Source organism: Mycobacterium sp. URHD0025 (genome assembly GCF_000426065.1).
In the GTDB taxonomy this organism is placed as follows: domain Bacteria; phylum Actinomycetota; class Actinomycetes; order Mycobacteriales; family Mycobacteriaceae; genus Mycobacterium.
In genome coordinates, this window is the sequence record NZ_AUEQ01000008.1 from 35843 (window position 1) to 62683 (window position 26841).

Genomic DNA, 26841 nt, shown 5'->3' on the forward strand with positions numbered 1-26841 from the left:
GCAACGGCCGGGTTTCGGCTCGGGACGGTCCGGATGTGGGGACGCCGGGCCAGGACCGCGAGAACTACCGTATGGCCGATGAGGCTATTGCGGATCGCGGCCGTCGTCCTGACGCTCAGTCTGGGAACGGTTGTACCGCAAGCACATGCGGACTGCGTGGCCACTGGGTGTGACCTGCGCTCGCGGATCGCGGCGGCCGACGCCTACCTGGCGTCGCGGCCGGGCACTGTCGGCTACGTGTTGCGCGATCGCTCGTCGGGCGCGCGGTACGCCAATGCCAATGCGGGTGCCATGATCTGGACCGCCTCCACCATCAAGCTGGCCATGGTGGTCGACCTGTTGACTCGTGAACGCGCCGGGGCACTGCGACTTTCGGGTGATGACCGGCAACTCATGGTGAACATGCTGCGGAACTCAGACAACGACGCGGCCGATTCGCTGTGGACGCGCTACGGCGGGCCCGATCACAAGGCGTTCAACGCCGGCTTCCCCCGGTACGGCATGACGGACCTGCGGCCGCAACCGGGGTTCGGTGACATGTTCCCGTACTGGGGCTTTCAGAAATCCAGCACCAATGACCTCGATCGGCTGATGAATTACACGCTGACACAGCTGAATCCGGCCGAGGCGTCGGCCGTGGTCGCCGAAATGCAGCGGGTCGGTCCCGAACAGCAGTGGGGCGTATGGGGTGCAGGCCCGTCGATGAGCCCCGGCAACAAGAACGGCTGGTCGCAGGAACAGGGCGGTTGGGTGATCAACTCGGTCGGCTTCGCCGGTCCCAATCAGCGCTACACGCTGGCCGTCATGAACGGGCTCAACGGGCAGGGCGGCTACGAGGATGGCGTCGCCACCACCACCCGGCTCTCTCAGATCCTGTTGAGCCCCAACGGTTGAGCCCCCGGCTCACTCGAACAGCGTCGAACCCCAGTAACCCGAGGTGTCACCGTCGCGCAGCCCCGGCGGGCAGGCGAAGATCCCCGTGCCGGTATGGGTGATGTACTCGTTGAGCGCGTCCTTGCGGGCCAATTCCCGTTGCATCGGGATGAACTGCTTCTCTGGACTGCGCACGAACGCGATGAAGAACAGGCCCGCGTCCAGGTGCCCGAATCCGTCCGAGCCATCGGTGAAGTTGTAACCGCGGCGCAGGATTTCGATACCGCCCAGATGTTCGGCCGAGGCCAACCGAACGTGCGCATCCGTGTCGATCTTGGGATTGCCCTTGCCATCGGTGATCTCGAAATCGAGCTCGTCGAATTCCTGATGCAGACCGTTGGGCGCGCCGCTGCCCTTCTGCCGGCCGATCACCCGCTCCTGCTCCAGAAGCGTGGTGCGGTCCCAGTTCTCGATGCGCATCCGGATGCGCCGGGTGATCAGATAGCTGCCGCCGGTGAGCCAGGCGGGACCGTCGCCCTCGGCGACCCAGACATTCTTGTCGAGCAGATCGGTCTGGTCGGACTTGAGGTTGTTGGTTCCGTCCTTGAACCCGAACAGGTTTCGCGGGGTTGCCTGATCCCGGGTGGTCGACGAGGTACGGCCGAACCCCAGCTGCGAGTACCGCACCGCGACCGTGCCGAAGCCGACTCGGGCCAGATTACGGATCGCGTGCACCGCGACCTGCGGGTCGTTCGCACACGCCTGCACGCAGATGTCGCCGCCACAGCGCGCCGGGTCCATCGTCTCGTTGGGAAACTTCGGCAGATCTTTGAGCTCGGCCGGCTGCTTGTCGGCGATGCCGAACCGGTCCTTGCCGTGCTTGACGAAGAACGACGGCCCGAACCCGATGGTGAGGGTGAGCTGTGAGGCCGGAAGGCCCAGCGCCTCACCGGTATCCGACGGGGGCGCATACGGATTGCCGTCCACGGCGCCGCCGTCTTCGGTCTCCTCGCCGCGCGTCATCCGCTCGGCCATCTGGGTCCACTGCTTGAGCAGGGCGACGACGTCGTCGCGGTTGTCGGTGGTGACGTCGAAGGAGCAGAAATGCATCCGGTCCTGCGCCTCGGTGATGATGCCCGCCTGCCGGTCACCGCGGAAGGGGACCGGGCCCTGCAGGGCACCGTGCGGGACGCTGGCAGCAGAGGCACGGCCGGCCAGCGCACCCGCGCCGGCCGCACCGACCACTGCCGCGGTGACCCCCGCGGCGCCGAACAGCTTGCGCCGGGAGATCCCGCCGGTGTGCTCAGCCGCCGGGGCGGAACCTGAGCCGGCTACCGAATCATTGGTGGGCGATGACACCTTGTACCTGGCTCACTTCTTTGCTCAGCGCGTCGATGGCGCGTGACAGTTCCTGGCGTTGCGGCTCGGTCACCTTGTCGTAGGAGACGAAGCCGTCGCCGTCACGATACTTCTCCAGCAACTTCTCGACATCGCCGAACCTGGCGTCCAAGCGCTTGCCCAGCTCGGCGTCGCGCTCGTCGAGGATCGGGCGCACCGAGGCCACCGCGGTCTGAGAGCCTTCGACGTTGGCCTTGAAGTCCCACAGGTCGGTGTGGCTGAAGATGTCCTCTTCACCGCTTATCTTGCTCATCGCGACCTCGTCGAGCAGACCCTGGGCGCCACCGGCGATCTGGGTGGAGTCGATTGTCCACTTGGGATCCTTGACGCCGGCCTCGAGCTCCTTGACGTCGGCCAACAGCTGATCGGCCAGGGCGTTGGCGTCGGGCTGGAGGCCGGTCACCCACAGTTGCTTCTCCAGGGCGTGGAAGCCGGTCCACTTCTGGCCCTCTTCCAGATCGGCCTCGCGCAGGTCGATCCGCGGATCGAGGTCGTCGGGGAAGGATTCGGCGACCGGCTCGATGCGCTCGTAATAGGTGCGCGTGGTCGGATACAGCGACTTGGCCTTGGCGACGTCCTTGGCCTTGACGGCCGCGACGAACGCCTCGGTCGATGGGATGAGCGCATCGGTCTGGCTGAGTACGTAGCGCTTGTAGCTGTCGGCGGCTTCCTTGAACTTGCCCTCGGTGTCGACCTTGACGGCCTCGCCGGTCACCACGAAGTTGGCGCGGATGCCCTCACCGACCATGCCGGGGCGGCACGACGTCTGGTAGGTGCCCGGCTGGGTGAGCTGAACGATCAACTGACGCTTGAGCCCGGGGGAGATGTTCTCCACCTCGCCCATGACCCGCTCGCCCTCGCCGTAGACGTAGAACTCGGTGACCTTGTCGCCGGAGTTGGTGACCACGAAGGTGCTGGGACCGGTCGTCGCGGTGGTTCCCGAAAGCTTGCACTCGGTGTCAGAGGCATCGACGGTGATCTGGGCGCTCTTCTCGGCGCCCTCGCCGCTCGCGCTGCCGCCGTCGGCCTCCTTGGCCTGGCAGGCGCTCATCGAGATCCCGGCCAGGACCGCGGCGGTCGCCGCGAATCCGGTCTTCACGGCAGGAGTCAGCTTCACTTGGTGGACCTTTCGGATGCATTGGAGGTCTCCGGCTCGACGGTCGGCTCGGAGGAAGTCTCAGCACTGGCGGTCCCCACGGTCCGCAGCGGCTTCAGGAACAGCGCCAACACCACGACGATGTAGGCCAGCCACGCGCCGAACTGCAGCACGGTGGGCGTCGGGTCGATGTTGAAGACGCCCTGGATGATCTCGCCGTACCAGGCCGACCAGTCGAACGCACCACTCATGTCGAAGGCCTTGGCGCTGAGCCCGGGGATCCAACCCACGGTCTGCAGCGCCTTGATGCCGTAGGCCAGGATTCCGGCCGCCACCACGACCAGGAAGATGCCGGTGTATTTGAAGAATTTTGCGAGATTGATCCGGACGGCGCCGGCGTACATGGCGTAGGCGATCGCCGCGGCGATCAGTACACCGATGATCAGGCCGGTCAGCGGCCAGAGCGTCTCGGCCTCGGCGTAGCCCACCATGAACAGCGCCGTCTCGACGCCTTCACGGCCCACCGCCAGGAAGGCCAGCAGCGCCACCGCCAGGCCACCGGTCTGCAGCGCCTGCGACATCTCGCCGCGTAGCTGACCGGACAACGAGGCCGACGCGCGTTTCATCCACAGCACCATGGTGGTGACGATGACGACGGCGATCAGGGAGGCGATGCCCGCGATGGCTTCGGCGCCGAGTCCGCTGATGGTGTTCTCGCCGAATTGGATCACCAGGAAGACGGTGACGGTCATCGCGATTGCGGCGCCCACGCCGAGCCACACCCATTTGAGGGCGTCGCGGCGTTCGGACTTGACCAGGAACGCGACCAGGATCGACACCACGATGGCGGCTTCGAGGCCTTCCCGCAAACCGATCAGGCCGCTGCCGAACACCTGCGATGTGACGTTGGATGCGGCCAGCGTGCTGGTCGGAACGTCCGAGATGGCAGTCATCAAACCGTCCTCGCTCGACCGGGGTGAACACACCATAAAAAACGTAGCCTTGCCTTGCCATAGCAAGGCGTGGCTCACCTTAGCAGGGGGGCCTGTGAGTGCGACCGACGTCACCTGCTGTTCTTCCGGCAGCGGCCCGTCGCCCGACACAGTGATGGGCGCGCATGCGACGATGGCCAATCAGATAGAGCGGGGTTGAGGGAGTCCGGTGTCGCCAGTGCGTTGGCTGCGGGCTGTCGCCGTAATTGCTGCGACAGCGCTGCTGTTGGCATCCAGCTGTTCGTGGCATCTGGGGACGCCAATTCCCGAGGGTGTGCCACCGCCGGCCGGCGATGCGGTGCCCGCGATCGACACCTACGCCAAGGGCAGGCCTGCCGATCAGCTGCACGATTGGGCCGCGCAGCGAGCACCGGCACTGGGCATGCCTGTCAACGCCCTCGAGGCCTACGCCTACGCCGCGCGCGTCGCCCAGGTGGAGAACCCGAACTGCCAACTGGCCTGGACCACGTTGGCCGGCATCGGCATGGTCGAGAGCCACCACGGCACCTATCGCGGAGCGATGGTCGCGCGCAACGGCGACGTGACGCCGCCGATCCGGGGCGTGCAACTGGACGGGACCGCCGGCAACCTGCGCATTCCCGACACCGACAAGGGCAAGCTGGACGGCGATCCGCTGATGGACCGTGCCATGGGGCCGATGCAGTTCATCCCGGAGACCTGGGGGCATTTCGGGGTGGATGCCAACAACGACGGCGTGGTGAGCCCGGACAACTTCGACGACGCGGCGCTCTCGGCGGCCGGTCTGCTGTGCTGGTACGGCAAGGAACTCGCCACCCCGAGGGGCTGGATGAAGGCGCTGAAGGCCTACAACAACTCCGACCAGTACGCCCGGATGGTTCGCGACTGGGCGACAGCGTATGCGGAGGGCCACGCGTTGTGACTCAATTGAGCATCGCGAGTGACACGCCCGAACACGCCACCACAGGCCTCACGTCTAGTCTCATCCCTACACGCAGGACTCAATAAGGAGAAGCCAGTGCCCATCATCGAGCAGGTTGGAGCCCGCGAGATCCTCGACTCCCGTGGCAACCCGACGGTCGAGGTCGAGGTGGCCCTGACCGACGGCACGTTCGCCCGGGCTGCGGTGCCGTCGGGTGCGTCGACCGGCGAGCACGAAGCGGTGGAGCTGCGCGACGGCGGCTCCCGCTACGGCGGCAAGGGCGTCGAGAAGGCCGTGGAGGCCGTCCTGGACGAGATCGCCCCGGCGATCATCGGGCAGGCCGCCGATGATCAGCGTCTGGTCGATCAGGCACTGCTGGATCTCGACGGCACGCCCGACAAGTCCCGGCTGGGTGCCAACGCGATCCTCGGCGTCTCGCTCGCGGTGGCCAAGGCCGCAGCGGACAGCGCGGCTTTGCCGCTGTTCCGGTACCTGGGTGGACCCAACGCGCACATCCTTCCGGTGCCGATGATGAACATCCTCAACGGCGGCGCCCACGCCGACACCGGGGTGGACGTCCAGGAGTTCATGGTCGCCCCGATCGGCGCTCCGTCGTTCAAGGAGTCGCTGCGCTGGGGCGCCGAGGTGTACCACTCGCTCAAGTCGGTGCTCAAGAAGCAGGGCCTGTCCACCGGTCTCGGCGACGAGGGCGGTTTCGCCCCCGACGTCGCAGGCACCAAGGCCGCCCTCGACCTGATCGCGGTGGCCATCGAGGCCACCGGGTTCAAGCTGGGCAGTGACGTGGCGCTGGCGCTGGACGTGGCCGCGACCGAGTTCTACACGGAGGGTTCGGGTTACGCCTTCGAGAAGGAGACCCGTACCGCCGAGCAGATGTCCGAGTTCTACGCGGGCCTGATCGACGCCTACCCGCTGGTCTCGATCGAGGATCCGCTGTCCGAGGACGACTGGGACGGCTGGGTGGCGCTGACCTCGGCCATCGGTGACCGGGTTCAGCTCGTCGGCGACGACCTGTTCGTCACCAACCCCGAGCGTCTCGAGGACGGCATCGAGCGTGGCGCCGCGAACGCGCTGCTGGTGAAGGTCAACCAGATCGGCACGCTCACCGAGACTCTGGATGCTGTTGCCCTGGCGCACAACAGCGGCTACCGCACCATGATGAGCCACCGCTCCGGCGAGACCGAGGACACCACCATCGCGGACCTCGCGGTCGCGGTGGGCAGCGGTCAGATCAAGACCGGTGCCCCGGCTCGCAGCGAGCGGGTGGCCAAGTACAACCAGTTGCTTCGCATCGAGGAGGCACTCGGCGACGCCGCGCGCTACGCGGGCGATCTCGCCTTCCCTCGGTTCGAGGCCAAGTAACGCAGGCGCCTGCGCACCAACACGTCGATGCCCGAAGCGAAGCGGCCCGATCCGAAGCGACGGTCCCCGGCCTCCCGACCCGGTAAGCCGGGCAAGGCCGGGGAGTCGAATCGGCCGCGCGCTTCCCAGCCGCGCCGCCGGACGGCCGAGGCCCGTCCGGCGCAGGCTGAGCCGGTGGCCGATGAATTGGTCACCAAAGCCATTGCGGTGCAGGCTCAGCAGCAGGCCGAGCTGCAGTCCGAACAGCGGTTCGGGTCGACTGCCCGCCGGGCGGCGATCCTGGCCGCGGTGGTGTGCGTGCTGACGCTGACGATCGCCGGGCCGGTGCGCACCTACTTCGGCCAGCGCACCGAGATGAAACAGCTGAAAGCCAGCGAGGAGCGGTTACGGGCCCAGATCGCCGACCTTGAGCAGCAGAAGGTCAAGCTGGCCGACCCGGTGTACATCGCGGCGCAGGCCAGGGAACGGCTCGGCTTCGTCATGCCCGGCGACACCCCGTACCAGGTGCAGTTGCCACCGGGGGCCGTCGTCTCGGGCGAGCCGGGAACGCCTGCCCTTCCGGGGTCCACAGTGCCCGCGGGTCAGCCGTGGTACACCTCGCTGTGGCACACGATTGCCGATGAGCCGCACGGGATTTCGCCGACCATCGGCGGCCCCGCGCCGGGCGGACCTGTGCCCGCGCCCGGCGGACCGCCGCCTCCGCCCGCCCCGCCGTCCAGAGGTCCCAATGGTTGATCCCGCCGACATCGACGCCGTGGCACGGCAATTGGGCCGTGAGCCGCGCGGAGTCCTCGAGATCGCCTACCGCTGCCCCAACGGCGAGCCGGGCGTCGTCAAGACCGCGCCCAGACTTCCTGACGGCACGCCGTTCCCGACGCTGTACTACCTGACGCATCCGGCGCTCACCGCTGCCGCCAGTCGGCTGGAATCCTCGGGGCTGATGCGGGAGATGTCCGAGCGGCTGCAGCAGGATGAAGACCTGGCCGCCGCGTACCTGCGGGCGCATGAGTCCTATCTGGCCGAGCGGGATGCGATCGAACCGCTGGGTACCACGTTCACCGGCGGTGGCATGCCCGACCGGGTCAAGTGTCTGCACGTGGTGATGGCGCACTCGTTGGCAAAAGGCCCGGGGGTCAATCCCTTTGGCGATGAGGCGCTGGCCGTCTTGGCGGTGGAGCCGGCGATGGCCGGAATCCTGGATCGTGAGGTGTGGGTTTGAGACGAGTCGGCGCAATCGATTGTGGCACCAACTCGATTCGCCTGCTGATCGCTGACCTTGTGGACGGGAAGCTGCGCGACGTCCACCGCGAGATGCGGGTGGTGCGGCTCGGGCAGGGTGTCGACGCCACAGGCGAGTTCGCCCCGGAAGCGTTGGCGCGCACCGAGTCCGCGCTGGCCGACTATGTGGAACTCATGGCCGGACACGAGGTGGCCGCGGTACGGATGGTGGCGACCTCGGCGGCGCGCGATGCCGGCAACCGCGACGAGTTCTTCGCGATGACCGCCCGGCTGCTGGGCAAGGTGGTCCCGGGATCGGTGGCCGAGGTGATTACCGGCACCGAGGAGGCCGAGCTGTCATTCCATGGCGCGGTCGGTGAACTCGACTCTGCCGCAGGGCCTTTCGTGGTCGTCGATCTCGGTGGCGGCTCAACCGAACTGGTACTCGGCGACACGGTGGTGCAGGCGGGCTTCTCCGTCGACATCGGGTGTGTCCGGCTGACCGAACGGTGCCTGCACTCGGACCCGCCCACTGCTGCCGAGGTGGCGCAGGCGCGGGCGGTGGCCCGTGACGGCCTGGCCGGGGCGCTTCGGGTGGTGCCGGTCGAGGGTGCGCGCGCCTGGGTGGGTGTGGCCGGCACGATGACGACGTTGTCTGCGCTGGCGCAGCGCATGACCGAGTACGATCCCGAGGCAATTCACCTGTCGCGCATAGGGTTCGACGACCTGCTCGCGGTGTGTGAGCAGATCATCGGGATGACCAAAGCTGAACGTCTGGCGCTCGGCCCGATGCATGCCGGCCGGGCCGACGTGATCGGTGGCGGCGCCATCATCGTCGAGGAGCTGGCGGCCGTACTGGGAGAGCGAGCCGGTATCGGCGAACTGGTGGTCAGCGAGCACGACATTCTCGACGGCATCGCGCTGTCGATCGCCTGACCATCTTCGGCAGCGCTTCGCTGCGCGCCGTTTTCTACCGTGGGGTCGTGGTCGCGGGCTCGGCGCTGCCCAGGTGTGGAAAGCGGCGAGCGTGCCTGCTGCGGTGGTGCGCCGTTTTCTACCGTGAGGTCGTGGTCGCGGGCTCGGCGTAGCCCAGGTGTGGAAAGCGGCGAGCGTGCCTGCTGCGGTGGTGCGCCGGTTTCTACCGTGGGGTCGTGGTGGCGAGCTCGGCGCAGCCCAGGTGTCGAAAGCGGCGAGCACACGAGCAGCGGCGTCGGGCCAAGCTCGGACACCCCCCACACAAAACACCTCCACACAAAACAACGGCCGAACGCGGTTGCCCGCGTCCGGCCGTTGCCGTGACTACTAGATCAGGACGCTGTGCCGTGGCTGCTCGCCGGCGCGACCGCAGGGGCCGGGGCCGGCGTGGTGACAGCCGGCTGGGTGCCGGCCGGAACCAGTGCAGGCTCGGTGGCCGGAGCAGCCGGTGCCGGAGCACCCGGTGCCGGAGCAGCCGGTGCACCCGGTGCTGGAGCGGCCGGAGCAGCCGGAGCGCCCGGAGCCGCGGCGGGGACACCTTCAGCCGGAACGCCCTCGGCCGGCGGAACCGCGGTGGCGGCGTTTCCCGCGCCGGCGGCGGCCGGTGCCGGAACACCTTCGGAGACCGGCGTGCCGTGCGCGACGGGGGTCGACTCGGTGGCCGGGGCGCCCGGTGCCGGAGCGGCCGGAACCGCTTCGGTGCCGGCGGGGGTGGCAGCCGGAGCGCCCGGAGCCGGGGTGGCGGCGGGCAGGTCTGCCGCGCGGCTACCTGCACCGGTGCCGGCCGGTGCAGCCGGGATGGCGGCGGGCGCCGGGGTGGCAGCGGCGGGAGCGGCGGCCGGAGCGGTGGCGGTACCGGCGGGGGCCGCGGCGGGTGCCGGACGCTTCGGGGCACCGGCAGCCGGGGCTGCGGCGGGCGCAGCCGGCTTGTCCCACACCAGGAGATCGTGCCCACCGGCGTTGTAGACGACGGTGGAGGGCTGGGCGCCGGTCACGTCGAAGTAGATCTTGCCGCTGGTCTTCTGGCCCTCGGCCAGGGTTGCCGGGTTGACGCCCTCGCTGCTGGGTACCTGGAACAGTGCGCGGTAGTTCTGCCCGTCCGCGGCGCGGATGTTGAAGTTGGAGACGATCGGCGTCACCGAGCCCTCGAGGGCCTCATTGGTGGCGGTGACTTCCCAGAGGGTGCCACGCGGCTGGTAGTTGATGGTGTCGGTGCTGGGCTTCAGGTCGGTGACCGTCCAGCCCTGGGCGCCGTTGTCCAGCTTGGCCTGGCTGCCGAGCGAGGCGTTGGTTACGGCACTGTCGTCAGCAAGCGCCATCGGGGCGCTGCCGACGATCGCCGCGGCGGCGACAGCCGCTGCGGCAAAGGCCGCACTGATATTCGTCATCTTCAAGGCATTCACTCCTGACTGGTCCAAAAAAGGTGGCAGGCCCCCCGGCAGTGGGACACCCACTTCATGGCAAGTTAGCAGCTTAAGAGGACGGTTAGGAACAGTAGTTGAGAGTTTCTGCCATCGGCGCGTGGCAGAAAGCCGTCTTGACCTGGTTGCCGACGCCGCTGGTCGGGCCCGCTTACCGTTGCGCCCGGCGGCTCCGGCGCCGTGTGGGGACTATGACCTGGTGGTTCGCCGCGTCATCGAATCTCGATGAGCGGTAATGCCTGCCCGGCGGAAAGCGACAGCCGCTGACGACCGAGTGCGGGCCACGCCTGCACGGCACAGAACGGCGCGCACTGGTGCTGGGCCGAATCGGGCTGTCCGGAGCGGGTTCCGACGTGCACACAACACTGAATCAGGCGTTCTTCGATCATCGTGGACATGTCCATGAACGGTTTGACGGTCAGCCGGACCACGCGTTCACCCAGCAACTGGCGGATCTTGCGGCGGCGGCCCGGCAAGGCCGAGGACGCCAGGGTCAGCAATGTCCCCATACCGAGGTCGCAGCTTTCGCAGATGGCGCGCCAGACATCGCCGATCTGAGGATGGGACAACGAGGACTGTTCCGAGAGCAGGCCGAGCAGAGATTCCCGCACCGCAGTCCGCAATTCGCGGGGGATCTCGGTGTCGGCGATCCGGTTCGCGACCAGGCCGAGCTTGTCCTTGAGGCTGTCGGTGCCGATCACCGATACCAGTGAGCGCCACTGGTCACTGTCGTCGCGGACGAGGTAGCCGACCGAGCAGCAGTGCGGGTGTGAGCACGGCAGTGCGGTCAGATCGCGCCAGGTGACGGCGCCGCCGGTCTGCGGGCCCAGCCGCTTGAGCACGCCGGTATGGGTGAGCCGGTTCATCGGGTCGATCGCGCCGGAGCGGCCGGAGCCGAACTGCGGCTGGATGGTGAGGCCGCCGACGTACGGGGTGTCCAGGGCGAGCTGGACCATGTCGCCGATCTCGTCGTCGTTCACCCCGAGCGCGCATGTCATCACCAGGGTGGTGAAGATCTCCCGCTCGGAGAGTCGTTGCAGGGCTTGGTGTTTGATTCTGCGCAGGTCGCCGCCGCGGTGGTGGCGATGTGCCTGCTCGGATAACCCGTCGTATTGCAGGTAGACCTCGACGCGTTCGCGGTGCGTGGTCAGCAGGTCGAGTAGTCCGTCGTCGTTGCTGATGCGGACACCGTTGCTGTTGACCAGGATTCGCGTGATCGGTCGGGCGACCAGCTGATCGAGCAACTCGGCCAGGTCGGGGTGCAACGTGGGTTCGCCCCCGCTGAGCATCAGGACGTCGATGCGTCCGTTCTCGCGGGCCAGCCGTTGGTCGACGTTGGCCAGCACGTCGGTGGTCGGCACCACGTGGCGCAAATCGGGCGAGCTGTCGGTGAAACAGGTCGGGCAGCGCAGGTTGCAGGTCTCGGCGATGTCCTCCAGCAGGATGCAGGTGTGCTGTGTCTGCATCTCGGGCAAGCCCTGCAGATACGCCGACGGGATGGGGTCGAAATTGCCTGCGACATCGGGTATGTGGGCCTTTGTCGGGGCGGTCCACTCCTCCAGATAGGACAGGATCTCAGGATCCTCGTCGTAGAGTGTGCGTACCAATCCATGTGTGCGGCAGCCGCGTTCGAGCCAGACGTGTCCGTCGCGCTCGACCAGGATGCCGGCCAGGCGGGCGACGTCGGTCAGCGGGCGCTCGGGTGCCTCGTCATGGCAGCGCGGGCAGAACGCGCTGACGTAACGGTGCAGCCGGTCACCGCGCAACCCCATGCCGGTGCTCACAGGGCGTACAACTCGGGGTTGATGCCGGTGCAGAACCCGGCGGTGAACAGCGAGACCAGCGCCCAGCCGACCATCAGTCCGATGCCCAGCCCCTTGGCTGTCGGGTTCTTCGACAACAACATCAGGGTCCCGGAGCCGAACGCGATGAAGGCCAAGAGCAGAGCGGCGCCGCCGAAGACCGCGTTGGTGCTGCCGCCGCTGCTGTCGGCAGCGCCGGCGCCGATGAAGGCGGCGAACCCGATCACCAGGTTGAGGGCGGCGTAGAGAAACGGGCCGAGAATCACCATGGGGACCGAGATGCGCCGTGGGGGTTGTGGTGGAGGTCCGTAGGGATAGCCCGGCGGATACGGGTAGGGAGGATAGCCCGGCGGCGGTGGAGCGGCCGGGGGGCCTTGGTAGGCCGGTGGGATCCCTTGAGGTTCAAAGCTTTGTGGGCCGAACTGCGGTGGGTCTTCGCCGGGTGGGGGCGGGTCGTCAGGTGGGCCGGGCGGTGTCGTCATGCGGGCACCTCCTGAGAGTGGGCTGGGTTGCGATAGTACCCGCGGCGGTAGCCGTACCACAGCCGAAATCCCAGGATCAGCAACGATGGCAGCAGGAACCATTGCGGCCGGGTCAGATCCAGCCACACGGTCTCGTTGGCCCGGACGAACTCGACGAGGAAGCGGAACACCGCGTATCCGGCGACGTAGAGGACGAACAGTTCACCGGGCTTGCCGATACGGGGACGCAGCCACAACAGCACGGCGAATGCGGTGAGCTGGAAGGCGATCTCGTAGAGAAACGAGGGATGCATGGCGGCTCCGGCAACGCAGCCCGGGCATTCGGGGGTGTCGGCCGGCGCGTGGATGCCCCACGGCAGCGTGGTGGGCCGGCCGGGGGCTTCTGTCAGGTGGCAGCCGATGCGGCCGATCGCCATGCCGAGTGCGACCGCGGGCGCGAACAGGTCACCGGTTTTGCCGCGGTAACCGCCGATCCGCTTGGCGATGAGGACGCCGAGGTAGGCGCCGAGCAGGCCGCCGAGGATGCTGCGTGAGCCGAACTGCCAGGCCTGGGCCAGGCTGGGATTGGAGCTGAAGTCCAGGTGATGTATCCACCCCGTCAACCTCATCCCGATCGCGCCACCGATCAGCGCCCCGGCCGCGGCGACCACGGACTGCTCGCTGACCGCACCGCGACGGCGGGCCTCGGAGACGAACACCAGCAGGGCGGCGGACACACCGAGGGCGACGAAGAGGTTGTGCACTCCGACGCTGAGAGGCCCGAGGTGCCACTGCGCAGTCACCTGCCGAACCTAACCCGCGGGTGGTTCACCCGGCCAGCGACAGTCCCGCGGCGACCGCGAATCCCAGTACCGCCGCCAGCCCGGCATTCTCGCCGGCTTTCTCGGTGGCCTCCGGGATCATCGAGCCCACCAGCATGACCAGCAGTGCTCCCGCGGCGAAACCGTTTATGCCGCCCTGGAACTCGGCACCGGCCACATTCTGCAGCTGATAGCCGGCGACGGTGGCCAGCGCGCACAGTGCGGCAATCGCGGCCCAGCCGCCCACGATGCGGCGGGCCGGTTCTCCGGCTGATCGCATGTCACTGGCCGAGCCGATGGCCTCGGGCAGGTTCGACACGAAGATGGACACGACGAGGGCCAGGCTGACACCGGCCCCGGTGGCGATGCCGATGCCGAGCGCGGCCTGCTCGGGAATGCCGTCCAGCAGAGCCCCGAGTAACAGGGGGAGTCCGGCGGTCTGGGTTCCGTTGCGGCCCAGTCGGTCTACTGCTTTGTCCGCGAGGTAGAACACCACCGCCCCGAGGGCCAGGCCGAATGCGACGGCCCAGCCGCCGCTGGCCTGGAAGCCTTCCTCGGCGAGTTCGAAGGAGATGCTGGAGATGAGCGCCCCGGCGCCGAAGCCGAGGACGAGACCGACGAGGCGTCGATTCCAGTTCCGCACCACGCCCGCGACGGCGCCGATGAGCAGTGAGGATGCGGCGACCAGGCCCCAAGTCAGCGCGGAGAGCACAGCCGCAGCATAAGGCAGTGCGGGGCCGGAACCGGGGAGGAGCAGTGGTCAGATATGCGACGAAGCGCGAAATCGCACGACCGATCGGTGCGATCGATGAAGTATGGCCTGTTGGTCAGGCGGCGTAGCGGGTGCTGGTGGTGGCCTGCCGCCGGTTGCCCGGGCGGCAGGCCACCGACGGCGTCAGCGCCGTGCGTTGCAGTTCGGCGGGTTTCCGCAGTGGTGGCCACCATCGCAGGCATTGCAGCGACAGGTACACGATCCCTTGGTTGCCATGCGCATCGTTGTTCAACTCCTCACTTTTCGGGTGCCACCGGCAGGCCGGCAGCAAACACCCGAGTATGGGCGGACATCAACATATAACGACTTCACAATAGTTCGGCCCACCCTGAAAATAAAGGATTCCCCCAACGGCGCGCGTTTTTGCCACGCGAGCTGTCGTGGGTCGGCGCGCTCAGGTGAACAACTCGTGAAACTCTTTGGCCGCAGCAGACTTAGGGCTCAGGCGGAGGTTTCGCGGGCGCCGAGCCGGAGATGCTCGATGTGGTAGATGGCTTCATCGAGTAGTTGCGCGACATGGTTGTCGTAGAGCCGGTAGACGATATTGCGGCCGGATCTGTCGCCGGTCACCAAGCCGAGCGCCCGCAATAGCCGAAGTTGGTTGGAGACCGCGGGCTGCTCCATGCCGACCGCCGCGGACAGTTCGGTAACCGAACACGGCGATTCCCGCAGCCGGGTCAGGATCAGCAATCGATTGGGGGAGGCCAGGGCCTGCAGGGTCTCGGCGACTTTGGCTGCTGAGGCCGCGTCGAGGGCGGCTGCCGGCGTCGTACGCCCCTCAACTCCATGGCCCATGGCATTCATTCAAGCATGTGGACAAAAACATCGGTGATACATTTCAATCTCTACATGTATAAATGTCAGCATGGTGTGGCGCGAGTGAGTAGGGGGTGGAGTCCATGACCGCGGTCTCGGCCGACCGGTTGCCTGTGCCTGACGGCGGTGCCCAGCTCATCGGGGCACGCGGCATCGGCGCCTGGATCTGGTCCCTGGCCTCGGTGCGCTGGGCCGTCGCCGCCCTGGCGCTGATGCTGGCCGCGGTGGCTGCTCAACTCGCCGATGCGCCACAACCGTTGTGGTGGACCCTGTATCTGGCGGGCTACCTCGCCGGCGGCTGGCAGTCGGCGGTGTCCGGCGTTCAGGCGCTGCGCGACCGCACGCTCGATGTCGATCTGCTGATGATCTTGGCGGCCATCGGTGCGGCGGCCATCGGACAGGTTTTCGACGGCGCACTGTTGATCGTCATCTTCGCGACATCGGGTGCATTGGAAGACGTGGCCACGGCACGCACCGAACGTTCGGTGCGCGGTCTGCTCGATCTGGCCCCGGCCGACGCGACATTGCTCGTAGATGGCGGCGCCCACCGCATCGTCGCGGCGGAGTCGTTGCGGCCGGGGGACCGGATCCTCATCCGTCCCGGTGAACGGATCTCGGCCGACGGCACCGTGGTCGGCGGGTCCTCGGATGTCGACCAGTCCTCGATCACCGGCGAGCCGTTGCCGGTCGCGAAACACGTAGGTGACGACGTCTTCGCCGGAACGCTCAACAGCTCTGGGGCGCTGCAGGTCACGGTCACCCAGGACCCGTCGAGCACGGTGATGGCCCGCATCGTCGCCGCCGTCGCCCAGGCCTCGGCGACCAAGGCCACCACGCAGCTGTTCATCGAGAAGGTGGAGCAGCGCTATTCGGTGCTCGTGGTGGTCGCCACGCTGGCGCTGTTCGCCGTGCCGCTGATGTTCGGCGCCGATGTGCGCTCAACTCTGTTGCGCGCCATGACTTTCATGATCGTCGCATCGCCGTGCGCGGTGGTGCTCGCCACCATGCCGCCACTGCTGTGCGCGATCGCCAACGCCAGCCGCCGCGGTGTGCTGGTGAAATCGGCGGTTGCCATGGAGCGGCTGGCCGATACGGACGTCGTCGTCCTCGACAAGACCGGAACACTGACCACGGGTACGCCCCGGGTGTCGCACGTCGTGCCACTCGGCGAGTGGACGCGCGACCAGATGCTGGCAACCGCCGCTGCCGCAGAACAATTCAGTGAGCACCCGATCGGGCGCGCCATCACCGCCGAGGCGACAACCCACGCCGTCGCGGTGTCTCAGGGCACCGGCTTCACCGCCCGCGCCGGTCGCGGGGTCCGGGCCGTCGTCGACGGGCGCCAGGTCGAGGTGCTCAGCCCGGCGGCGTATTCGGGTCCCGCCATCGCGGCCGTGGCGGAGATCGAGGCCACCGGAGCGACGGCCATCGTGGTGACCGCTGGCGGCCAAGCGATCGGCGTCTTGGGACTGCATGACGACGCCCGCCCGGGTGCGGTGGCTGCCGTGCGCGCGTTGCGCGCGCTCACGGGAGCTTCGCCGGTACTGCTCACCGGTGACAACCGCGCGGCGGCGACCCACCTGGCCACGCAGCTGGGTATCGAGGACGTGCGGGCCGGGCTGCTGCCCGAAGACAAGGTGGCCGCGGTGCGCGAACTGGAATCCGGTGGGCGACGCGTGCTCGTGGTCGGCGACGGAGTCAACGATGCACCGGCCATGGCGTCGGCGCATTCGTCGATGGCGATGGGACGCAGCGGCGCCGATCTGACCGTCGACACCGCCGACGTGGTGACCGTGGGCGATGACCTCTCGGCCATCGCGGCGGTGATCGCGCTGTCCCGGCGGGCCAGACGACTTGTGATCGCCAATCTGGTCCTCGCGGCCACCGTCATCACCGTGCTGGTGACCTGGGACCTGTTCGGGCACTTGCCCTTACCACTCGGTGTGGCCGGTCATGAGGGGTCCACCATCCTGGTCGTGCTCAACGGGCTGCGACTGCTGGGCAACCGCGCGTGGCCCCGATTTTCCTAGCGCTAATGCCGCGAGCAGACACAAAACTGCCCAATTCTCGCAGGAATTGGGCAGTTTTGTGTCTGCTCGGCAGAGGAACTAGGGGTGCAGCACGCTCTTGAGCGCGTCGAGCACCGCGGGATCCTCGATGGTGGAGGGCACCGGCTCGTCCAGCCCGTCGGCGATACCGCGCATGGTCTTGCGCAAGATCTTGCCCGAGCGGGTCTTCGGCAATGCCGCGACCACGTCCACCTTCTTGAAAACCGCCACGGCACCGATGTTTTCCCGCACCCGGTCGACGAGCTCCTGGGTGATTCCCTCGGTCGAGGCCCCGGACTTGAGCACCACGAAGCCCCGCGGCACCTGACCCTTGAGTTCGTCGGCGACACCGATCACCGCACACTCGGCCACGGAAGGATGATCGGCCAGTACGGCTTCGATCGACCCCGTCGACAAGCGATGCCCGGCAACGTTTATCACGTCGTCGGTGCGGCCCATGACGAACAGGTAGCCGTCGGAGTCGACGTAGCCGCCGTCGCCGGTGAGGTAATAGCCGGTGAATGCCGACAGGTACGACGCGACATAGCGATGGTCGTCGCCCCACAGCGTGGGCAGCGTGCCGGGCGGCAGCGGCAGCTTGATGCAGATCGCGCCTTCCTCACCGGCTTCGCACCGGGTGCCGTCCGAACGCAGGATCTGCACGTCATAGCCCGGCATCGGCACCGTGGCCGAACCGGCCTTGATCGGCAGGGGTTCGACGCCCATCGGGTCGGCCGCGATGGCCCATCCGGTTTCGGTCTGCCACCAGTGATCGACCACGGGGATGCCGAGTTTGTCGGCCGCCCAGTGATAGGTGTCGGGGTCGAGGCGCTCGCCGGCCTGGAACAGGTACTTGAGCCCGGACAGGTCGTGGTCGGCCAACAGCGTGGCGTGGGGGTCTTCCTTCTTGATCGCGCGGATCGCGGTCGGCGCGGTGAACAGCGCCTTGACGCCGTACTCGGCGGCCACGCGCCAGAACGCTCCGGCGTCGGGGGTGCCGACCGGTTTGCCTTCGTACAGAACGGTTGTCGCGCCCAGAAGCAGTGGTGCGTAGACGATGTAGGAGTGGCCGACCACCCAGCCGACGTCGGAGGCCGCCCAGAACACGTCGCCGGGTGCCACGTCGTAGATGTGGCGCATGCTCCACAACAGGGCGACCGCGTGGCCCCCGTTGTCGCGGACGATGCCCTTGGGTTTACCGGTGGTGCCCGACGTGTAGAGCACGTACAGCGGGTCGGTCGCCGCCACCGGCACCGGATCGGCGGGTTGCGCGGCGGTCACCAACTGCTGCCAGTCGTGATCGCGCCCGTCGACCAATTCACACGGGCACTGCTCGCGTTGCAGGATGACGCACGCCTTGGGCTTGTGCTCGGCGATCTCCAGTGCCGTATCCAGCATGGGCTTGTATTCGATGGTGCGTGTGGGTTCGATACCGCAGGACGCGCTCACCACGACGACAGGACGTGCGTCGTCGATGCGGGTCGCCAGCTCGTGCGCAGCGAATCCGCCGAACACCACCGAGTGCACCGCGCCGAGACGCGCGCAGGCCAGCATGGCGATGACGGCCTCGGGCACCATCGGCATGTAGATCACCACGAGATCGCCCTTGTTCACTCCGAGCCCGCGCAGGGCGCCGGCGAACGCGGCGGTGGCGTCGCGCAACTCGCGATAGGAGTAGGTGGCTTTGGTGCCGGTGACGGGGGAGTCATAGATCAGGGCGGTCTGCTCGCCGCGCTCGGGCACATGCCGGTCCAGGGCATTGGCACAGGTATTGAGCTCTCCGTCGGGGAACCAGCGGTAGAACGGCGGGTTGGTGTCGTCGAGAATTCGCTGAGGTTCCGACGCCCATGTCACCGCCTTGGCCGCGTCGGCCCAGAACCTGGCCGGGTCGGTGAGGCTGGCGTCGAAAAGGGCGCGGTAACCGGACATAGCAGGAACCGTAATCTGCGTCACGTTGCAACGTGGTTGCAACCTGGCGAAAAACGCCTACAAATGAGGCCTTTGTCCAGCGGGCATCTCACCGCCCCGGCTTGCCTCGAGAGGTTTGGCCCGTCGTCAGCCGGGTAGCCCAGCGGCCATGGCTGACACTTCTCGGCTGGCCCTGGTGACCGGCGCATCCAGCGGAATCGGTTTCGAGCTGGCGAAACTGCTCGTCGCCGACGGCTACGACCTGATCGTGGCCGCGGATGACGAGGCCGTGCATGACACTGCCGAGCAACTCGGCTCGGCCGGGGCGAGTGTACGGGCGATGCAACTCGATCTGCGCAAGCCCGAAGACGTCGAGCAGCTCTACTACGCCGCGACCGAGGGGGCGACGGACGGAAAGCGGCATCTGGATGTCGCGGTGCTCAACGCCGGAGCGGCGCGCTCCGGTCCCTTCATCGAAGGGGACCTGGAGACCGACCTCGCGATCATCGACCTCAACGTGCGTTCCACGACCCAGCTGGCCAAGCTGGTGCTGCGCGACATGGCGGCACGCGGGACGGGCAAGGTGCTGTTCACCTCATCGATCGCGGCCACGATGCCGGGCTCCCTGCAAACCGTGTACAACGCTTCCAAATCCTTCATCCAGTCGTTCTCCGAAGCGTTGCACGATGAGCTTCGCGACACCGAGATCACCGTCACCGCGCTGATGCCGGGTCCCACCGACACCAACTTCTTCCGGCGCAGCCAGATGCAGGACACAGTGGTCGGGCAGATGCCCAAGGACGATCCGTCCGAGGTGGCGAAGCAGGGCTACGACGCCCTGATGAGCGGCCGGCGCAAGGTCGTCGCGGCGTCGGTGCCGTCCAAGGCGATGGGTCTGGCCAATCGGGTGCTGCCCGATTCGGTCAAAGCGGCTGCGAGCCGGCTGATTTCGCGTCCGGCCGGATGAACCCGAGTCGGAAGGAATCTGTGATGGAGTCATCCCCGGCAGCGGTGGACAGTCCGCTGACCGTCAAGCGTGAGACCACCGCCACCAGGCAACAGGTGTGGGATGTCATCGCCGACGGATGGACGTACTCCCAATGGGTGGTGGGCAACACCCGCATGCGTGCGGTCGACCCGCACTGGCCCGCGCCGGGAAGCCGCATCCATCACGCGATCGGAGTGTGGCCGGTGGTGGTCAACGACGAGACCGAGGTCGAATCCTGCAGACCCACCAAGGAACTGGTGCTGCTGGCCAAGACCAGGCCATTCGGGCTGGCCCGAATCGTGCTGCGGCTCAGCGACACCGAACACGGATCGCGGATCGAGATGGCCGAGGTACCCGTCGGCGGGCCGCTGAACTGGATACCGCGCAGGCTGGCACTGTTGGCCGTCTACCCGCGGAACAGGGAATGCACCGAACGGCTGGCCACGCTGGCCGAACGCCGGACCGAGCCGGAATGAGGTGCGACAACGCGGATGCGGTGGTGATCGGTGCCGGGCACAACGGTCTGGTCGCCGCCGCGATGCTGGCCGCCGACGGTGCACGCGGCTGGCCGCGTCGTCGCCTCAACCGTGCTGTCCTGGCGCTCACCGTCGGATCGCGGTAACCCACTTTCGTCCCGCGAGCAGACACAAAACTGCCCAAAATCCGCTCAAAATGGGCAGTTTCATGTCTGCTCGCGGGAGGGAGTTACTCCTGGAAGCGGTAGCCCATGCCCGCCTCGGTCAGCAGGTGCACCGGATGCGACGGATCGTCTTCGAGCTTGCGGCGCAGCTGCGCGAGATACACCCGCAGATAGTGGGTTTCCTTGGCGTAGGCCGGTCCCCACACCTCACGCAACAGCTCTTCGCGGCCCACCAGCTTGCCGCGGTTGCGCACCAGCATCTCGAGCATGCCCCACTCGGTGGGGGTCAGGTGCACCTCGGCGTTGTTCTTGGTCACCTTCTTGGCGGCCAGATCCACGGTGAACGACGAGGTCTCGACAATCGGCTCATCGGTTTCGGATGCGGCCGCACCACGGCGCACGGCGGCACGCAGCCGGGCCAGGAACTCGTCCATGCCAAAGGGTTTGGTGACGTAGTCGTCGGCGCCTGCGTCGAGGGCCTCGACCTTGTCGGTCGAGTCGGTGCGGGCCGACAGCACGATCACCGGTGCCGACAGCCAACCGCGAAGGCCTGCCAGCACCTCGATGCCCGACATGTCGGGTAGACCGAGATCGAGCACGATCACGTCGGGCCGGTGATCGGCCGCGGCGCGCAGGCCCTGCCCGCCGTTGGTGGCGGTGTCGACCTCGTAGCCGCGGACCGACAGGTTGATCCGCAGCGCGCGAAGGATCTGGGGCTCGTCGTCGATCACCAGGACACGGGTTTTGGGGGCGTTGGTCGATGTCATGCCGGTTCGTCCTTCGGCGGTGCGGCGAGGTCGATTTCGACGGTCAGGCCACCGCCGGGGGTGTCGGTCGCGGAGATGGTCCCGCCCATGGCTTCGACGAAGCCGCGGGCGACGGACAGGCCCAGCCCGACGCCGATGGTGGTGTCGTGATCGCCAAGGCGCTGGAATGGTGCGAAGAGTTGTTCCTCGGCTCCGCGCGGCATGCCGGGCCCCTCGTCGATCACCGCGATCAATACCCGGTCGGCGATCTGCCCGGCACTGACCCGGATGGGGCCGTCGGGTGCATACCGCAGGGCGTTGTCGATCAGGTTGGCCAGCACCCGCTCAAGCAGCCCGGCGTCGGCCATCGCCACCGCGTCGCCGACTTCGACCTTCACCCGGTCCAGCCCTTCTCGCGTGAATCCCGTGGCACCCTTGCTGATTCCCAGCAGCGCGCGCTGTGTCGTCTCCTCCAGATACACCCGGCGCAGTTCGGGACGGACCACCCCGGCCGACAGGCGGGACGAGTCCAGCAGATTGCCGACGAGCGCCGTGAGCGCGTCGACGGACTCCTCGATGGTGGCCAGCAACTCGGCGGTGTCCTCGGCCGAGAAGTCGATGTCCTCACTGCGCAGGCTCGAGGCCGCCGCCTTGGCCGCGGCCAGCGGGGTGCGCAGGTCATGGCTGACCGCCGACAGCAGCGAGCGGCGCAGCTCATCGGCTTGCGCGATGGCCTCGGCCTTGCCGGCCTCCTCGGTGAGTTCGCGCTGTTTGACCAGTCCGGCCGCTTGTTTGGCGACGGCGCTCAGGACCCGGCGATCCCGCGCGGCCAGTTTGCGCCCGGACATCAGCAACCAGAATTCGTCGTCCCCGACTTCGATCGCGGTGTCGGCGGTGTCCACGTCCGCGCACGGCTTCGTGCCCACGCACGCGACGATGTCCGCCGTCCCGTTGCGTTCCCGCAGCAGGCTCACCGCGCGTTGAGAGTACGTCTCCCGCAACCGCTCCAGCAGGGTGGTCAGGTCGGCGCCGCGCAGCACCGACCCGGCGAAGAGCGTCAAGAGCTCCGCCTCCTGCGAGGCCTTCCTGGCTTCGCGGGCCCGGCTCGCGGCGCCGTCGACCAAAGCCGCGACGGCCACCGCGACCAGCAGCAGCACGACAACGGTGACGGCACTGTCGGGCTCGGAGATGGTGAACGTGTGGCGCGGGGCGACCAGGAAGTAGTTCAGCAGCAGCCCGGACAACAGCGCCGAAAGCCCCGCGGGCGCAACCCCGCCGAGCAGTGCGACGATCAGCACGCCGATGAAGAACAGGGCGCTCTCGCCGCCGACCCCGAGATAGGGGTCCAGCAGGGTGACGATCGCCAGGCATATCGCGGAGGGAACCACCAGGCCGGCAAGCCAGGACACGACGTGGCGCTGCCTGGGTGTGGCTGTGGACCAGCCGAACCCGCGGCGGGCCTGCTCATGGGTGACCATGTGCACATCGATCTTGCCGGATTGCTGCACCACCGCCGCGCCGATGCCCTCGTCGAACATGCGGGCCCAGCGGGACCGCCTCGACGTGCCGAGTACCAACTGAGTGGCGTTGCGTTCGCGCGCGAAATCCATGAGCGCCGTCGGCACGTCGTCGCCGACGACGGTGTGCAGGGTCGCGCCGAGGCTGATGGCCAGCTCCCGCACCTTGCCCATCTGAGGCGCCGAGACTCCCGAGAGTCCGTCGCCGCGGACGACGTGCACCACCATCAGCTCGGCACTGGATTTCGATGCGATCCGGGACGCCCTGCGCACCAGGGTTTCCGACTCGGCGCCGCCGGTGACGGCGACCACCACCCGTTCGCGGGCCTCCCACGTGTCGGTGATCTTGTTGTCCGCGCGGTACTTGGCCAGTGCGGCGTCGACCTGGTCGGCCAGCCACAGCAGGGCCAGTTCTCGTAGGGCGGTGAGGTTTCCGCGCCGGAAGTAGTTGGACAGCGCGGCATCGACGCGCTCGGGGGCGTACACGTTGCCGTGAGACAGCCTGCGGCGCAGTGCCTCCGGCGTGATGTCGACCAGCTCGATCTGATCGGCGGCCCGCACCACTTCGTCGGGAACTTTCTCCTGCTGCTCGATTCCGGTGATCTGGGTGACCACGTCATTGAGGCTTTCCAGATGCTGGACGTTGACCGTGGAGATCACGGTGATCCCGGCGGCGAGCAGTTCCTCGACGTCCTGCCAGCGCTTGGGGTTCTTGCTGCCCGGGGTGTTGGTATGGGCGAGCTCGTCGACCAGCACCACCTGCGGATGGCGGGCCAGCACCGCGGCCACGTCGAGTTCGGGGAAGCGGCCTCCCCGGTACTCGACGTAGCGCGGCGGGATGGTCTCGATGCCGTCGAGCAGATTCGCCGTTTTCTTGCGCCCGTGCGTTTCGACCACCGCGGCAACCACGTCGGTGCCCCGTTCGAGCCGGCGGTGCGCCTCGCCGAGCATCGCGAAGGTCTTGCCCACGCCGGGAGCCGCGCCCAGGTATATGCGCAGCTCACCGCGTTTGACGGGGCTTGGCGACGGCGTACTCACAAGACCATCATCCTCGTGCCTACAGCGAGTCGAGGGCGATGTTGAGTTCGAGCACGTTGACCCGCGGTTCGCCGAAGAAGCCCAGGGTGCGTCCTTCGGTGTGCTGGGCCACCATGGCGCGCACCAACTCGGGGTTCAGACCGCGCGCCTTGGCCACCCGGTTCACCTGCAGATCCGCGTAGGCCAACGAGATGTGCGGGTCCAGCCCACTGCCACTGGCGGTGACCGCGTCGGCCGGCACCGCGGGGTCTGCCGGCGCGCTGCCCCGGACCGGCACGATCAGACCGGTGCTGTAGGCCTCACCGGTCCTGGCACATTCCACTCGCACACCTTCATAGGTGTTCAGGAACGGCGTCTTCGTGGTGTCACACGGTTCGTTGACGCTGACCACCCGCGTCGGGTGCACCACATTGCCGCGCGCATCGCGCGGCCCGATCACCGACAGCACCGCGCCGACCCCGCCGCCGGTGCAGAACGGGCGGGCACCGTCGACGCCGTCGAGTTCGCCGACGGCCACGCTGCGCGAGCACACCAGGGTGAGCAGGCTGGGCTTGTCGGGTTGGTCGACGACGCTCTCCGGGCCGAGGTTGCTCGCGCTGGTGGCCATCGGGTCATAGCCGGCGCCGGCGTTCGACGGGCGGCTCTGGAAGTACCGCGGCAGGGGATTGCCGTCGGCGTCGGTGAACGACTGACCGATCAGGCTGCTGCCCACCGGCTTTCCGTTCACCTCGATCAACGATCCGTCGGCCCGCTCGCTCAGGCCGGGAATCTGGGCCACCAGCCAGATGAACACGGGATAGCCGATGCCCAGGATCACGGTGAGTACCAGCAGGGCCCGCAGGGCGGCTGCATGTTGACGGAGCACGTTGGAGAATTTCATGTCACATTCCCGGGAAGAGTTGGACGACGAGGTCGATCAGCTTGATGCCGATGAACGGCGCGATGATGCCGCCCAGGCCGTAGACATACAGGTTGCGGCTCAACAACTTGGATGCGCTGCTGGGTGTGTAGCGGACACCCTTGAGTGCCAACGGGATCAGCACCACGATGATGATCGCGTTGAAGATCACCGCGGACAGGATCGCCGACTGCGGGCTGTGCAGGCGCATGATGTTCAGCAGATCCAGGCCGGGGAACAGGGCCACGAACAAGGCCGGGATGATCGCGAAGTACTTCGCGATGTCATTGGCGATGGAGAACGTGGTCAACGCCCCGCGGGTGATCAGCAACTGCTTGCCGATCTCCACGATCTCGATGAGCTTGGTGGGGTCGGAGTCGAGATCCACCATGTTGCCGGCCTCTTTGGCCGCCGAGGTTCCGCTGTTCATCGCGACACCCACGTCGGCCTGGGCCAGGGCGGGGGCGTCGTTGGTGCCGTCACCGGTCATCGCGACGAGCTTGCCGCCGGCCTGCTCCTTCTTGATCAGCGCCATCTTGTCCTCGGGCGTGGCCTCGGCGAGGAAGTCGTCCACACCGGCCTCGTCGGCAATGGCCTTGGCGGTCAACGGGTTGTCGCCCGTGATCATCACGGTGCGGATGCCCATGCGGCGCATCTCGTCGAAGCGTTCCCGCATGCCCTGTTTGACGACGTCCTTGAGATGGATGACGCCGAGCACCTCAGCATGGCCGTTGAACACATGGCCGACCACCAGCGGGGTGCCGCCCGCGGCGGAGATGCCGTCGACGATGTCGCCGAGTTCGGTTGGTACCCGGCCTCCTTCGGTCCGCACCCATTCGGCGACGGCGCCCGCAGCGCCTTTGCGCAGCCGGTGCTCGTCGGAGAGGTCGACGCCGGACATCCGGGTGTTGGCGCTGAATTCCACCCAGTACGCCTTGTCGAGTTCGCCGGGTGTGCGGCCGCGCAGGCCGTACTGCTGTTTGGCGAACACCACGATCGAGCGGCCCTCGGGGGTTTCGTCGGCCAGGCTCGACAGCTGTGCCGCATCGGCGAGTTGGGCGTCAGTGACACCGGACAGTGGCACGAACGCCGCGGCCTGGCGGTTGCCGAGGGTGATGGTGCCGGTCTTGTCGAGCAGCAGGGTGTTGACGTCACCGGCGGCCTCGACGGCGCGGCCGGACATGGCCAGCACATTGCGCTGCACCAGGCGGTCCATGCCGGCGATGCCGATCGCCGAGAGCAGAGCGCCGATCGTCGTCGGGATGAGGCACACCAGCAGCGACACCATGACGATGCCGGAGATGCCGTTTCCGTTGAGTGCCAGGGTGTCTGCGACGCCGGGGTTGTTGGTCTTGGAGAAGATGGCCAGCGGCTGCAGGGTGGCGACGGCGAAGACGAAGATGATCGTCAACGAGGCCAGCAGGATGTTGAGCGCGATCTCGTTGGGGGTCTTCTGCCGGTTGGCGCCCTCGACGAGGTTGATCATCCGGTCGATGAAGCTCTCACCGGGCTTCTGCGTGATCTTGACGACGATGCGGTCGGACAGCACCGTGGTGCCGCCGGTGACGGCGCTCCGGTCGCCACCGGACTCCCGGATGACGGGCGCCGATTCACCGGTGATCGCCGATTCATCCACCGAGGCAATGCCTTCCACGACATCACCGTCGCCGGGGATGACCTGGCCGGCCTCGACCACCACGACGTCACCCTGCTGCAGCAGCGGGGCGGCAACTTCTTCTTCGCTCCCAGCGGTACCCGGCGCCCATCCGGTCAGTCGGCGGGCCATGGTGGAGGTCTTGGTTTTGCGGAGCGATTCGGCCTGGGCCTTGCCGCGTCCCTCGGCGACCGCCTCGGCCAGGTTGGCGAAGATCACCGTGAGCCACAGCCAGATGACGATCAGCCAGGAGAACCACGACATATTCAGAACGGTGCCCAGTGTTGCCGCTACGGCGCCGATCTCGACGATGAACATGACGGGATTGCGCCACAGCGTGCAGGGGTCGAGCTTGCGCAGCGCGTCGGGCATCGAGCGCCACAGCATCTTCGGGTCGAGTAGGCCGCCCTTGATCTGGTTGGAACTACTGGGTTTCCGCTGCGCGGACGACGGTGAATCGAGAGTGGATACGGACATT

The 26841-nt window shown here is 67.5% G+C and carries 25 protein-coding genes; 10 read left to right on the forward strand and 15 right to left on the reverse strand.

Going from position 1 to position 26841, the window contains the following annotated elements; genetic code table 11:
- Positions 1 to 78: 78 nt before the first annotated feature.
- Entirely contained in the window at positions 79 to 894 is an 816-nt protein-coding gene (locus H977_RS0110430) for a serine hydrolase (RefSeq protein ID WP_029107814.1), read from the forward strand.
- Between the two features lie 9 nt (positions 895 to 903).
- Here the strand turns inward: H977_RS0110430 and efeB are convergent, their stop codons facing one another.
- From efeB to efeU, 3 genes are read right to left on the reverse strand one after another with little or no spacing between them, the layout of a single operon-like run.
- Positions 904 to 2232, reverse strand: a complete 1329-nt coding sequence (gene efeB / locus H977_RS0110435; protein ID WP_029107815.1) for an iron uptake transporter deferrochelatase/peroxidase subunit — start codon at positions 2230 to 2232, stop codon at positions 904 to 906.
- Positions 2213 to 3388: an iron uptake system protein EfeO gene (gene efeO / locus H977_RS0110440; protein WP_029107816.1), complete on the reverse strand. Its 1176-nt coding sequence runs from the start codon at positions 3386 to 3388 to the stop codon at positions 2213 to 2215. Before efeO ends, efeB begins: the two co-directional genes overlap by 20 nt.
- Positions 3385 to 4320, reverse strand: coding sequence for an iron uptake transporter permease EfeU (gene efeU / locus H977_RS0110445; protein WP_029107817.1), 936 nt, complete (start codon positions 4318 to 4320; stop codon positions 3385 to 3387). The genes efeO and efeU overlap by 4 nt, the downstream gene beginning before the upstream one ends.
- Positions 4321 to 4528: 208 nt before the next feature.
- On the opposite strand from efeU, the gene H977_RS0110450 reads away from it, so the two are divergent.
- The 5 genes from H977_RS0110450 (at position 4529) to H977_RS0110470 (ending at position 8794) form a co-directional block, all read left to right on the forward strand.
- Entirely contained in the window at positions 4529 to 5260 is a 732-nt protein-coding gene (locus H977_RS0110450) for a lytic transglycosylase domain-containing protein (protein WP_029107818.1), read from the forward strand.
- Between the two features lie 96 nt (positions 5261 to 5356).
- Positions 5357 to 6640: a phosphopyruvate hydratase gene (gene eno, locus H977_RS0110455; protein ID WP_029107819.1), complete on the forward strand. Its 1284-nt coding sequence runs from the start codon at positions 5357 to 5359 to the stop codon at positions 6638 to 6640.
- Positions 6641 to 6667: 27 nt separating this feature from the next.
- Complete coding sequence (locus H977_RS0110460; RefSeq protein ID WP_029107820.1) at positions 6668 to 7375, forward strand: FtsB family cell division protein; 708 nt, start codon at positions 6668 to 6670, stop codon at positions 7373 to 7375.
- Positions 7368 to 7859, forward strand: coding sequence for a DUF501 domain-containing protein (locus H977_RS0110465; RefSeq protein WP_029107821.1), 492 nt, complete (start codon positions 7368 to 7370; stop codon positions 7857 to 7859). Before H977_RS0110460 ends, H977_RS0110465 begins: the two co-directional genes overlap by 8 nt.
- Positions 7850 to 8794, forward strand: a complete 945-nt coding sequence (locus H977_RS0110470) for a Ppx/GppA phosphatase family protein (protein ID WP_196808207.1) — start codon at positions 7850 to 7852, stop codon at positions 8792 to 8794. The genes H977_RS0110465 and H977_RS0110470 overlap by 10 nt, the downstream gene beginning before the upstream one ends.
- Positions 8795 to 9165: 371 nt before the next feature.
- Here the strand turns inward: H977_RS0110470 and H977_RS0110475 are convergent, their stop codons facing one another.
- The 7 genes from H977_RS0110475 to H977_RS0110505 form a co-directional block, all read right to left on the reverse strand.
- On the reverse strand, positions 9166 to 10221 hold the full coding sequence (locus H977_RS0110475; RefSeq protein WP_196808223.1) for an MPT63 family protein: 1056 nt from the start codon (positions 10219 to 10221) through the stop codon (positions 9166 to 9168).
- Positions 10222 to 10466: 245 nt separating this feature from the next.
- Positions 10467 to 12026: a radical SAM protein gene (locus H977_RS0110480; protein WP_036475766.1), complete on the reverse strand. Its 1560-nt coding sequence runs from the start codon at positions 12024 to 12026 to the stop codon at positions 10467 to 10469.
- 8 nt (positions 12027 to 12034) lie between these two features.
- Positions 12035 to 12538: a hypothetical protein gene (locus tag H977_RS35800; RefSeq protein ID WP_231395930.1), complete on the reverse strand. Its 504-nt coding sequence runs from the start codon at positions 12536 to 12538 to the stop codon at positions 12035 to 12037.
- A complete protein-coding gene (locus H977_RS0110490; RefSeq protein ID WP_029107826.1) occupies positions 12535 to 13320 on the reverse strand; it encodes a prolipoprotein diacylglyceryl transferase in 786 nt (261 codons plus the stop codon). Before H977_RS0110490 ends, H977_RS35800 begins: the two co-directional genes overlap by 4 nt.
- 25 nt (positions 13321 to 13345) lie before the next feature.
- The gene (locus H977_RS0110495; protein ID WP_029107827.1) at positions 13346 to 14050 is read right to left on the reverse strand and encodes a ZIP family metal transporter; all 705 of its coding nucleotides are present in this window, start codon (positions 14048 to 14050) and stop codon (positions 13346 to 13348) included.
- Between the two features lie 115 nt (positions 14051 to 14165).
- Positions 14166 to 14342 (reverse strand): hypothetical protein, encoded by a 177-nt coding sequence (locus H977_RS35590; RefSeq protein ID WP_196808208.1) that lies wholly within the window; start codon positions 14340 to 14342, stop codon positions 14166 to 14168.
- 209 nt (positions 14343 to 14551) lie between these two features.
- Entirely contained in the window at positions 14552 to 14905 is a 354-nt protein-coding gene (locus H977_RS0110505) for an ArsR/SmtB family transcription factor (protein ID WP_029107828.1), read from the reverse strand.
- A gap of 104 nt (positions 14906 to 15009) precedes the next feature.
- On the opposite strand from H977_RS0110505, the gene H977_RS0110510 reads away from it, so the two are divergent.
- Positions 15010 to 16956, forward strand: coding sequence for a heavy metal translocating P-type ATPase (locus tag H977_RS0110510; RefSeq protein ID WP_036475768.1), 1947 nt, complete (start codon positions 15010 to 15012; stop codon positions 16954 to 16956).
- 78 nt (positions 16957 to 17034) lie between these two features.
- Here the strand turns inward: H977_RS0110510 and H977_RS0110515 are convergent, their stop codons facing one another.
- On the reverse strand, positions 17035 to 18903 hold the full coding sequence (locus H977_RS0110515) for a propionyl-CoA synthetase (RefSeq protein WP_029107830.1): 1869 nt from the start codon (positions 18901 to 18903) through the stop codon (positions 17035 to 17037).
- Between the two features lie 148 nt (positions 18904 to 19051).
- On the opposite strand from H977_RS0110515, the gene H977_RS0110520 reads away from it, so the two are divergent.
- Genes H977_RS0110520 through H977_RS35595 form a run of 3 tightly spaced genes read left to right on the forward strand, consistent with a single transcriptional unit; the run spans position 19052 to position 20492 of the window.
- Positions 19052 to 19849, forward strand: a complete 798-nt coding sequence (locus H977_RS0110520) for an SDR family NAD(P)-dependent oxidoreductase (protein WP_029107831.1) — start codon at positions 19052 to 19054, stop codon at positions 19847 to 19849.
- A gap of 23 nt (positions 19850 to 19872) precedes the next feature.
- Positions 19873 to 20346: an SRPBCC family protein gene (locus tag H977_RS0110525; protein ID WP_029107832.1), complete on the forward strand. Its 474-nt coding sequence runs from the start codon at positions 19873 to 19875 to the stop codon at positions 20344 to 20346.
- A complete protein-coding gene (locus tag H977_RS35595; RefSeq protein ID WP_196808230.1) occupies positions 20343 to 20492 on the forward strand; it encodes a hypothetical protein in 150 nt (49 codons plus the stop codon). Before H977_RS0110525 ends, H977_RS35595 begins: the two co-directional genes overlap by 4 nt.
- Before the next feature lie 83 nt (positions 20493 to 20575).
- Here the strand turns inward: H977_RS35595 and H977_RS0110535 are convergent, their stop codons facing one another.
- The 4 genes from H977_RS0110535 to kdpB are packed head-to-tail and all read right to left on the reverse strand — an operon-like array spanning position 20576 to position 26840.
- On the reverse strand, positions 20576 to 21277 hold the full coding sequence (locus H977_RS0110535) for a response regulator (protein ID WP_029107833.1): 702 nt from the start codon (positions 21275 to 21277) through the stop codon (positions 20576 to 20578).
- Positions 21274 to 23811, reverse strand: a complete 2538-nt coding sequence (locus H977_RS0110540; protein ID WP_029107834.1) for a DUF4118 domain-containing protein — start codon at positions 23809 to 23811, stop codon at positions 21274 to 21276. The genes H977_RS0110535 and H977_RS0110540 overlap by 4 nt, the downstream gene beginning before the upstream one ends.
- A 19-nt stretch (positions 23812 to 23830) precedes the next feature.
- On the reverse strand, positions 23831 to 24691 hold the full coding sequence (locus H977_RS0110545) for a potassium-transporting ATPase subunit C (protein ID WP_029107835.1): 861 nt from the start codon (positions 24689 to 24691) through the stop codon (positions 23831 to 23833).
- Position 24692: 1 nt separating this feature from the next.
- The gene (gene kdpB / locus H977_RS0110550; RefSeq protein ID WP_029107836.1) at positions 24693 to 26840 is read right to left on the reverse strand and encodes a potassium-transporting ATPase subunit KdpB; all 2148 of its coding nucleotides are present in this window, start codon (positions 26838 to 26840) and stop codon (positions 24693 to 24695) included.
- Position 26841 lies beyond the last annotated feature (1 nt).

Coding starts and splice junctions, on each gene's coding strand:
- H977_RS0110535 (WP_029107833.1), bottom strand. CDS start 21,277: ATGACATCGACCAACGCCCCCAAAACCCGTGTCCTGGTGATCGACGAC.
- H977_RS0110510 (WP_036475768.1), top strand. CDS start 15,010: ATGACCGCGGTCTCGGCCGACCGGTTGCCTGTGCCTGACGGCGGTGCC.
- H977_RS35800 (WP_231395930.1), bottom strand. CDS start 12,538: ATGACGACACCGCCCGGCCCACCTGACGACCCGCCCCCACCCGGCGAA.
- H977_RS0110465 (WP_029107821.1), top strand. CDS start 7,368: ATGGTTGATCCCGCCGACATCGACGCCGTGGCACGGCAATTGGGCCGT.
- H977_RS0110460 (WP_029107820.1), top strand. CDS start 6,668: ATGCCCGAAGCGAAGCGGCCCGATCCGAAGCGACGGTCCCCGGCCTCC.
- H977_RS0110430 (WP_029107814.1), top strand. CDS start 79: ATGAGGCTATTGCGGATCGCGGCCGTCGTCCTGACGCTCAGTCTGGGA.
- H977_RS0110525 (WP_029107832.1), top strand. CDS start 19,873: ATGGAGTCATCCCCGGCAGCGGTGGACAGTCCGCTGACCGTCAAGCGT.
- H977_RS35595 (WP_196808230.1), top strand. CDS start 20,343: ATGAGGTGCGACAACGCGGATGCGGTGGTGATCGGTGCCGGGCACAAC.
- H977_RS0110505 (WP_029107828.1), bottom strand. CDS start 14,905: ATGGGCCATGGAGTTGAGGGGCGTACGACGCCGGCAGCCGCCCTCGAC.
- efeU (WP_029107817.1), bottom strand. CDS start 4,320: ATGACTGCCATCTCGGACGTTCCGACCAGCACGCTGGCCGCATCCAAC.
- H977_RS0110520 (WP_029107831.1), top strand. CDS start 19,052: ATGGCTGACACTTCTCGGCTGGCCCTGGTGACCGGCGCATCCAGCGGA.
- kdpB (WP_029107836.1), bottom strand. CDS start 26,840: ATGTCCGTATCCACTCTCGATTCACCGTCGTCCGCGCAGCGGAAACCC.
- H977_RS0110475 (WP_196808223.1), bottom strand. CDS start 10,221: ATGACGAATATCAGTGCGGCCTTTGCCGCAGCGGCTGTCGCCGCCGCG.
- H977_RS0110515 (WP_029107830.1), bottom strand. CDS start 18,903: ATGTCCGGTTACCGCGCCCTTTTCGACGCCAGCCTCACCGACCCGGCC.
- H977_RS0110480 (WP_036475766.1), bottom strand. CDS start 12,026: ATGGGGTTGCGCGGTGACCGGCTGCACCGTTACGTCAGCGCGTTCTGC.
- H977_RS0110545 (WP_029107835.1), bottom strand. CDS start 24,691: ATGAAATTCTCCAACGTGCTCCGTCAACATGCAGCCGCCCTGCGGGCC.